The organism is Acinetobacter sp. CWB-B33 (genome assembly GCF_039655955.1).
Taxonomy (GTDB): domain Bacteria; phylum Pseudomonadota; class Gammaproteobacteria; order Pseudomonadales; family Moraxellaceae; genus Acinetobacter; species Acinetobacter bouvetii.
Genome location: NZ_JAGFEU010000003.1, coordinates 590480 through 597953, shown reverse-complemented (window position 1 = coordinate 597953; position 7474 = coordinate 590480). Strand labels below are relative to the sequence as shown.

At 43.6% G+C, this 7474-nt stretch carries 8 protein-coding genes; 7 read left to right on the top strand and 1 reads right to left on the bottom strand.

Features of this window, described 5'->3' with window-relative positions:
- Nucleotides 1-490: 490 nt before the first annotated feature.
- The 7 genes from JZ784_RS12125 to JZ784_RS12095 all read left to right on the top strand — a co-directional run bounded on the left by JZ784_RS12125 (nucleotide 491) and on the right by JZ784_RS12095 (nucleotide 5699).
- Nucleotides 491-1450, top strand: a complete 960-nt coding sequence (locus JZ784_RS12125) for a VacJ family lipoprotein (protein ID WP_346315032.1) — start codon at nucleotides 491-493, stop codon at nucleotides 1448-1450.
- 99 nt (nucleotides 1451-1549) lie between these two features.
- The gene (gene gigA / locus JZ784_RS12120) at nucleotides 1550-2518 is read left to right on the top strand and encodes an RsbU family protein phosphatase GigA (protein WP_005007601.1); all 969 of its coding nucleotides are present in this window, start codon (nucleotides 1550-1552) and stop codon (nucleotides 2516-2518) included.
- A 112-nt stretch (nucleotides 2519-2630) separates the two neighbouring features.
- Nucleotides 2631-3149, top strand: a complete 519-nt coding sequence (gene gigB, locus JZ784_RS12115; protein WP_018572797.1) for an anti-anti-sigma factor GigB — start codon at nucleotides 2631-2633, stop codon at nucleotides 3147-3149.
- A gap of 27 nt (nucleotides 3150-3176) precedes the next feature.
- Nucleotides 3177-4001 carry a carbon-nitrogen hydrolase family protein gene (locus JZ784_RS12110; RefSeq protein ID WP_346315031.1) on the top strand — a complete coding sequence of 275 codons (825 nt, stop codon included), beginning with the start codon at nucleotides 3177-3179 and terminating at the stop codon, nucleotides 3999-4001.
- 141 nt (nucleotides 4002-4142) lie between these two features.
- A complete protein-coding gene (locus tag JZ784_RS12105; RefSeq protein WP_346315030.1) occupies nucleotides 4143-4535 on the top strand; it encodes a DUF4951 domain-containing protein in 393 nt (130 codons plus the stop codon).
- 204 nt (nucleotides 4536-4739) lie between these two features.
- Nucleotides 4740-5165: an organic hydroperoxide resistance protein gene (locus JZ784_RS12100; RefSeq protein WP_219190077.1), complete on the top strand. Its 426-nt coding sequence runs from the start codon at nucleotides 4740-4742 to the stop codon at nucleotides 5163-5165.
- 225 nt (nucleotides 5166-5390) lie between these two features.
- Nucleotides 5391-5699 carry a 3-hydroxybutyryl-CoA dehydrogenase gene (locus JZ784_RS12095; protein ID WP_346315029.1) on the top strand — a complete coding sequence of 103 codons (309 nt, stop codon included), beginning with the start codon at nucleotides 5391-5393 and terminating at the stop codon, nucleotides 5697-5699.
- A gap of 256 nt (nucleotides 5700-5955) precedes the next feature.
- Here the strand turns inward: JZ784_RS12095 and gspE are convergent, their stop codons facing one another.
- Nucleotides 5956-7443, bottom strand: a complete 1488-nt coding sequence (gene gspE, locus JZ784_RS12090) for a type II secretion system ATPase GspE (protein WP_346315028.1) — start codon at nucleotides 7441-7443, stop codon at nucleotides 5956-5958.
- Nucleotides 7444-7474: the final 31 nt, after the last annotated feature.

The window sequence follows — 7474 nt, the reverse complement described above, 5'->3', positions numbered from 1 at the left end:
TGACATTAATTTCTCAAATAAACTTCGAGTAATTTCTACCATCAATCAATGAAAATAATTTCGATCAATCAACCAGTAAAAATCCACACAAGTTGTTCTTCATAATCTCTTAATGATCTTCTTGCTGATTCGTCACCAGCAAGCTAGGTCGGCTATATTACTCTCTATCTCTAGAAAGTCAACTGATAATTCAGATTATTTTCAAACTTTCTTTTTAAAACCAAACTCAATCAATTCAATCAAGTCTTTGTTTCTTAAGAAGTTTTAATCTTCATCACCGCCGATGGATGTGCATTCTACAGCATTTCCTACCCCATGCAACCCTATTTTTTAATTTATTTATTTGTGTGTCTATTTTTTATGCATTTTGCGTTTTTTCATTCATAATTTGATCAAATTTGCTTTAATAGTAATAATTCAGGACTATTTGAACGTTTTTAATTATCATTGCGCAAACACTTTTGCCGAATAAAAAGCGTCAGGACTATATATGCGCCATACTTCTTTTTTTTATGCAGGCTTGCTGTCTTTTGCAGTCACGGCGCCCGCATTTGCAAATGAACAATCTGCAGAAACAGCGGAAAGTACAGAAATTGCCAATACATCCAGAACTCAACAGCTTGCTCAAGCCGCGATGGCTAAATCCTCTGAAGTCGCAAAAAAACTATCCGTAAATGCGACCGCCGCCCAATCGGATGAAGAAAAAGACCCTTTTGAAGCATTCAACCGTAAAATTTTTGCTTTTAATGAAGTGCTGGATACATATATTGCGCGCCCGCTGGCGATTCAGTATGTTGAAAAAGTGCCCGATGATGTCCGCGGGTCTTACCGTCAATTCCGCAAGAATTTAAATGAGCCTTGGAATGCTGTTAACCAGCTGATTCAGGGCCGCCCTGCACGCGCCGCCAAATCTTTAGGCCGCTTCACAGTCAATACACTGACTACTTTAGGCTTTGCTGACCCCGCGCAGCGCTTAAATCTGACTTCAGAGTCTGAAGGCCTCGGCATTACGATGGGATATTACGGCATTCCTTCCGGCCCGTATTTAGTTTTACCTGTATTGGGCCCAAGCACTATTCGTGAAGCTGTTGGAACGGCTGCAGACAGTCAAGCGCGCCCGCAAAAATATCTGCTTGAAGATCACGACGGCGCATATTGGTCAGAACAGGTGCTTCGCGGCGTAGATGCACGCTCTCAGCTGCTGGAACTTGAAAATGTGCTGCAGGGCGATAAATACGCCCAAATTCGTGATTTCTACTTACAGCGCATCAGCTTTGCTGTGACGGAAAAGAAAGGCATTGCAGACGAAAATATGTTTATTAATACTGACGACGAACCAGATGATACTCCCTCATCTGATTCTTCAGATGACAATACATCGGATACACCTGCAGAAGCATCTCCTGCAGATTCAAGCGCGCCTGAATCTGATAACGGCATCACAGAATAGTTAAATTTATTCTCTTGCTAGAGGGGTTTTTTTCCTCCAGCAAGGATTTGCTTGTTATAGTAGTTCAATGACACACCTTATGGATCATACAAATTCTTTATGTATTTCATTCAGCCGACTCGTGATATTCCTTATTTAGAACAGGTTATTGCCGCACTTCCAAGTGTTCAGATGATCCGTATTGAAGATCTCGATTTGTATGATCCCACTATTATTGCTATCGCCGATGTCCGTGATTACTTAACGCATCAATGGACATTGCCGACGATTGTTCTTGCTTTGGAAGATGAAGGCGCTGCCCTTGCGCAGGCATGGGAGCAAGGCGCCCTCGCAGGCTGGATGTGGAGCAAGCCGCCAGCAAACCCGCAGCAGGCTTTAATTAAGATTGATGCGCAATATAAGCGCAATCAAGACAGCCGGGACTTGCCGTCAGCAGCTGAATTGCAAAAAAAGCTCCTGCCGAACCCTATTGAACTCACCAATTATAAAGTTGAAACCTTTTTTCAGCCTTCGGCGTATTTATCTGGCGATTGGTACGATTACTGGAAAATCAGCGATAAAGAAGTCTTATTCTATTTGGCGGATGTTTCCGGCCATGGGGTGACCAGCAGCCTGCTGACATCCTGGATGGCCGCTTTTCACGGCCGTTCAAAGACCCCGCGTGAATTGATTAAAAAGCTTAATGGCATGCTGGTACAGGAAAATATCGAAAAGCACATTACCATGCTCACTGGCATTCTAAATTTAGAAACCCACCAGCTGCGCTGGTCCAGCGCAGGGCACTATCCTCCCGCCATTTTATTTGAACCGAATAAAGAACCTAAAGTCTTAACCACCAGCAGCTTTCCGCTTGGCCTCACTGAAGATTTAGAAGTTGAAGAGTTTGAATGCACGCTAAACCGCCATGCGCGGTTTATTATTTGTTCGGACGGCGCGCTGGAACCGTTCGATGGCGGCTTAAACGAACAGCTCGGCCAATTGGTGCATCATTTGCAAAATCAATCATTTCAGGCACCTGAACATGTTGCTGACGATATTGCCATCCTAAGTTTCCGCAGAATGAATTAACATATAAATCAATATATTATCATTCAACCTTAGTTTATACGACTGCTGGCTACTTGAGTAAGCAGTGGCCCTATGGGATAATTTACTATCCTTCTCTGCAAATGGCATTTATATGTCAACAGGTCATGTTGAATATGCAAGCTTGAACGGAACGCATATTTTTAAGCTTATTGGCGAAGTGCGTGCCCAATCTTGCATTAGTTTAGACAAGTTACTGAATAAAATTGAACAGCAAGAGAATGTTATAGGCGCAATCGTAGATTTAACCCAAACAACATTCATTGACAGTACAGTTTTAGGCATCCTGGCTAAATTGGGCTTAAAGCTCAAGCAAATCCATCACATTCAGGCAGTTATGCTGTCAACCAACTCAGATATTACGACTCTGGCCAACAGTATGGGGCTGGGGCAGGTTTTTGTCATTTTAGATTACTGCGGTGATCCGAGTGTCTGCACCCGCGAATTAATGGAAGAGCATATTACACACGGCAGTATGCTGAATACTGTACTGGATGCGCACAAAACATTGATGAAACTCAATGACAGCAATCAAAATATGTTTGAGCCTTTGGTAAAGCAGCTGCAAAAAGAGCAAGACAGTTTAGACCAAACTGCACAGCAAAACGCATAAGCGTTTTCTCCCTTCCTGAGATCTCCCATGACTTTCCTTTCCGTCGCGCAAATGAACTCCCAAAATGATATAGAAGCCAACTTCTCTGTCATTGATTCATTAATCCTGCAAAGCAAAGCTCAGGGAGCAAGCCTGATTGTATTTCCTGAAAATTTTGTCTGCTTTGCAGCCGGAAAACAGCGGGAAACAGGCGCGCAATTTGAAGCAATTCAGCAGCGTTTAGAACAGCTTGCGCATCGCCACGATATCTGGATTGTTGCGGGCACACTCCCTTGCCCGTTCCGCCCAGATGGCTCCATTATTGAAGATGGCCGTGTGCGTACAGTGAGCCTATGCATCAGCCCTGAAAAAACTGAAGCGCGCTATGACAAAATTCATTTATTTGATGTGCAAGTCGGCGATTCTGTCGGCGGCTATCAGGAATCTAAATTTTTCGAACCCGGCACTGATTTAACAATTGCGAAAACACCTTTTGGCAATATTGGCTTAATGGTCTGCTATGACTTGCGTTTTCCAGAACTGGCTTTAAGTTTGCGCGCTCAAGGCGCCAACATCCTGACCGCGCCTGCCGCCTTTACCTACACCACAGGTGAAATGCACTGGCAGTTCTTGCTTCAAGCGCGCGCGATGGACAGTCAATGCCAGGTTTTAGGCGCTGCGCAGCAAGGCTGGCATGGTGAAAAACGCCAAACATGGGGACATGCGGGCGCAGCCAACAGCCGCGGACAATTACTCGATATCATTCACGAGGAAGGTGCTGGCCTGATTACAGTACCCTTTGATTTAGCCGAGCAGCAGCTGGTTCGGGCATCGATGCCTTTGATGCAGCATCGCGTTTTATTGCAATACTAAGAGCGCATCTGACGTTCACGTTGAGTGAACTTCATTCATGCTGTGATTTAACCTCATTATTTCTTAATTCACTTATTTTCAGCTCGTTTTTAAAATAAATTCGCATATAATAATGATTCTTATTCAAAACCATTTATCCAAATGTTCAAATCAGCCCTCCTCTCAGCATTGCTGCTGTCTCTAGCAACTGCATCTTTCGCAGAACTTCACGTTTCAGAAAAAATCCGCCCCGCGGTTAACTCTTCAGTGAATCCCAATATTCCACGCCTAGAGATTCCGCCCACGCCCAACAGCATGCCATTGCCTGCATTTGGTCAAGGCATCATTGGCTGGGGGACAGGCCCTGACGGCGCAGAAGCGCGTTTGAATAACATCACCAAAGAAGATGTTGCCAAGCTTAAAACCCAAGCTGTGACTTTAGAGATGGTTGAAACATGGCAGAAGTTCTATGAAAATGAAACGCTGCGCAATGCAGGCAATCCAACTGCGCCATTTCGCGCACAGTTGATGAAAAAAATTGCGGGTCTCTGGTAAGCGGTTCGAAATTCAGCTCATTGATGGCATCTTCCATTAATGAGCGCGGTGACACACTGCCTTTCGATCTCTAATTCAATCTCCCTCTCCTGCTTTTTATTTACGCTCAGCATTACGCTTTGCAATTTTTACAAAAACCCTGCTTATTCTTTATTCATTTTCAGACAGGATGGATGTTTCCCAGCCAATATTCAGAGAATTACAATGTCCTTAGAAAAAGTCGTTTATACAGCACATGCAAAAGCAACAGGCGGCCGTGATGGCCGGGCTACTTCATCGGATGGTATTTTAGATATTCAGCTGAAAGTGCCGAAAGAAATGGGCGGCACAGGCGGCGGTACGAACCCTGAGCAGCTGTTTGCAGCGGGCTATTCTGCATGTTTCTTAGGCGCCATGAAATTTGTTGCCAACCGGGACCATTTAAAAATCACGCCTGATGTTTATATTGAAGGTGATGTCGGCATTGGGCCAATTCCAACAGGTTTTGGTATTCAGGTGACTTTAAATATTCACTTGGAAGGTTTGGAACAAAGCGAGGCGCAAAAACTGGTTGATGCTGCGCATATTGTCTGCCCGTATTCAAATGCAACACGCGGCAATATTGATGTGACGCTGAATGTGATTGTTTGATTTTTTAGTAAATAATTCAAATGTTTACGCCGAAGCCGTTTTTTTCGAATCGGCTTTTTTTGGGGAAATTAACTCATTGAAACTAATCAAAAAATTTATAGTAAAAAATATTGATTATTTCGTATAACAGCCATTATGTTAAATAGACATTTAAATCAGCATGAGATTTTAATATTTCTAGAAATATTTTAATATTCATTATTTTTAAAATGATAATTTTCAAATATGAAAAAAATACTAACTTGCTCAATATTCTTAGCCTGTTCTTTTACTTATGGTGCAGACGGTGAGCATTGCGATGGTATTGCATATGCAGCAGATACATTGATGACTTTTCACCAAATGGGATCGGATGTAGACAAAGCTAAAGATATTTATGCAAATCTCTTCAAAGAGGAAGGTGAAATTTTCAATCAGATAGTAGATGAAGTAAAGAAATCACCTGTTTATACCAAAGAAGAAGAAGCAGAGAAAGCCATAGAAGACTTTAAAAATAAATGGAAAAACTATTGTATAGAAAACAATATAAAGTAATTCGTAATTGAACTGATGATCTTCATAGTGATTCTAATGATTTCCTAAAATCAACATAATACAGCTTATGCGAAATCCAGCTATTGATCTAATATAAATCAATAGCTTATATTAATTTAAAAAGTCTAATTCACTAGAATTAGGCTTTTTAATAGATTTTTCTTGTTTCACACTTAGTATTCAACCATTATTCCACGATTTTAATTAAGCATAGTAAACAGTACTCTCAGCCATCAGTGATGGAATATTCCTTTCATCACTCCGCTGCTTCATTGGTTACACGCAGAACTTCTTCCAGTGTCGTTTTACCTGCCAGCACTTTACGCAATCCATCATCACGGATAGAACCAGATTGTTTGCGGGCATAGGCTTCTACTTCAAACTCGGCGGCATTGCCATGAATTAAGCGGCGCATCGACTCATCCACAGGAACAATTTCATAAATCGCAGTACGGCCATTAAAGCCTGTATGCGAACAATGCTCACAGCCATTCGGCTGAGGCAATTTTAAGTGCGCATCATGCTCAATATTGGCAAACAGCTGTTCTTCAAAATCATCCGCTTCATGCCAAGTCGCACAGTGTGAACACAAGGTGCGCACCAAGCGCTGCGCAATCACACCAATCAGAGAACTGGATAATAAAAACGGTTCAATCCCCATATCTTTTAAACGGGTCACTGCGCCTACCGCAGTATTGGTATGCAGGGTGGATAACACCAAGTGACCTGTCAATGATGCTTGAACTGCAATTTCCGCCGTTTCCAAATCTCGAATCTCACCGACCATCACCACATCCGGATCTTGACGCAGCATGGCTTTTAACGCACGGGCAAAAGTCATATCAACTTTGGTGTTGACCTGTGTCTGGCCAATGCCTTCCAGTTGATATTCAATTGGGTCTTCAGCAGTCAAAATATTTTTTGAGCCGTCATTCAGATCAGACAGCGCGGCATATAAAGTTGTGGTTTTACCCGAACCCGTTGGGCCTGTCACCAAAATAATGCCGTGCGGACGATGCACCAAAAGCTTAAGACGCTCATAGTCATTATTCATCAGGCCCAAATGCGTCATGTTCAAACGCCCCGCCTGCTTATCGAGCAAACGCATCACCACGCGCTCGCCATAAGACGACGGCAAGGTCGACACACGGACATCGACTTCACGGCCCGCTAAGCGCAGCGAGATACGGCCATCCTGCGGGATGCGCTTTTCGGCAATATCCAGTTTGGCCATGACTTTAATCCGCGACACCAGCAGCGGCGCCAATTCACGGCGCGGCTGCACAATTTCACGCAGCTGCCCGTCAACCCGCAGGCGCACTGATAATTTCTTTTCAAAAGATTCAATATGAATATCGGAGGCGCCAACACGGATGGCTTCCGACAGCAAGGCATTGATGAGGCGTACAATCGGCGCATCATCTTCCTGATCCATCAGGTCTTCAGCTTCAGGCACTGAGTCTGCAAGGCTGAGTAAATCCGGATGATCTTCCAAACCGGCCGCCACTTGCTGAGATTCCCCGGTATCTCCTGCAAAGCTGGAACTCAGCAGCTGATGAAACTCCTGATCTGTGCACAGCTGATACTGCGCAGCATGCCCCAAAAACCGCCGCGCTTCCTGCAGCGCCAGCATAGGTGTGCTTTCACGCCGCACAATATAGGCTTGATCCCCTTCATAACGGAGCAATACGCCGTGCCGCTTTGCAAAACTATAGGGTATTTGTAATTGTTTGAGTATTTGCATCAAAGTTTATAATGATGGAAAAAGTGTTTTG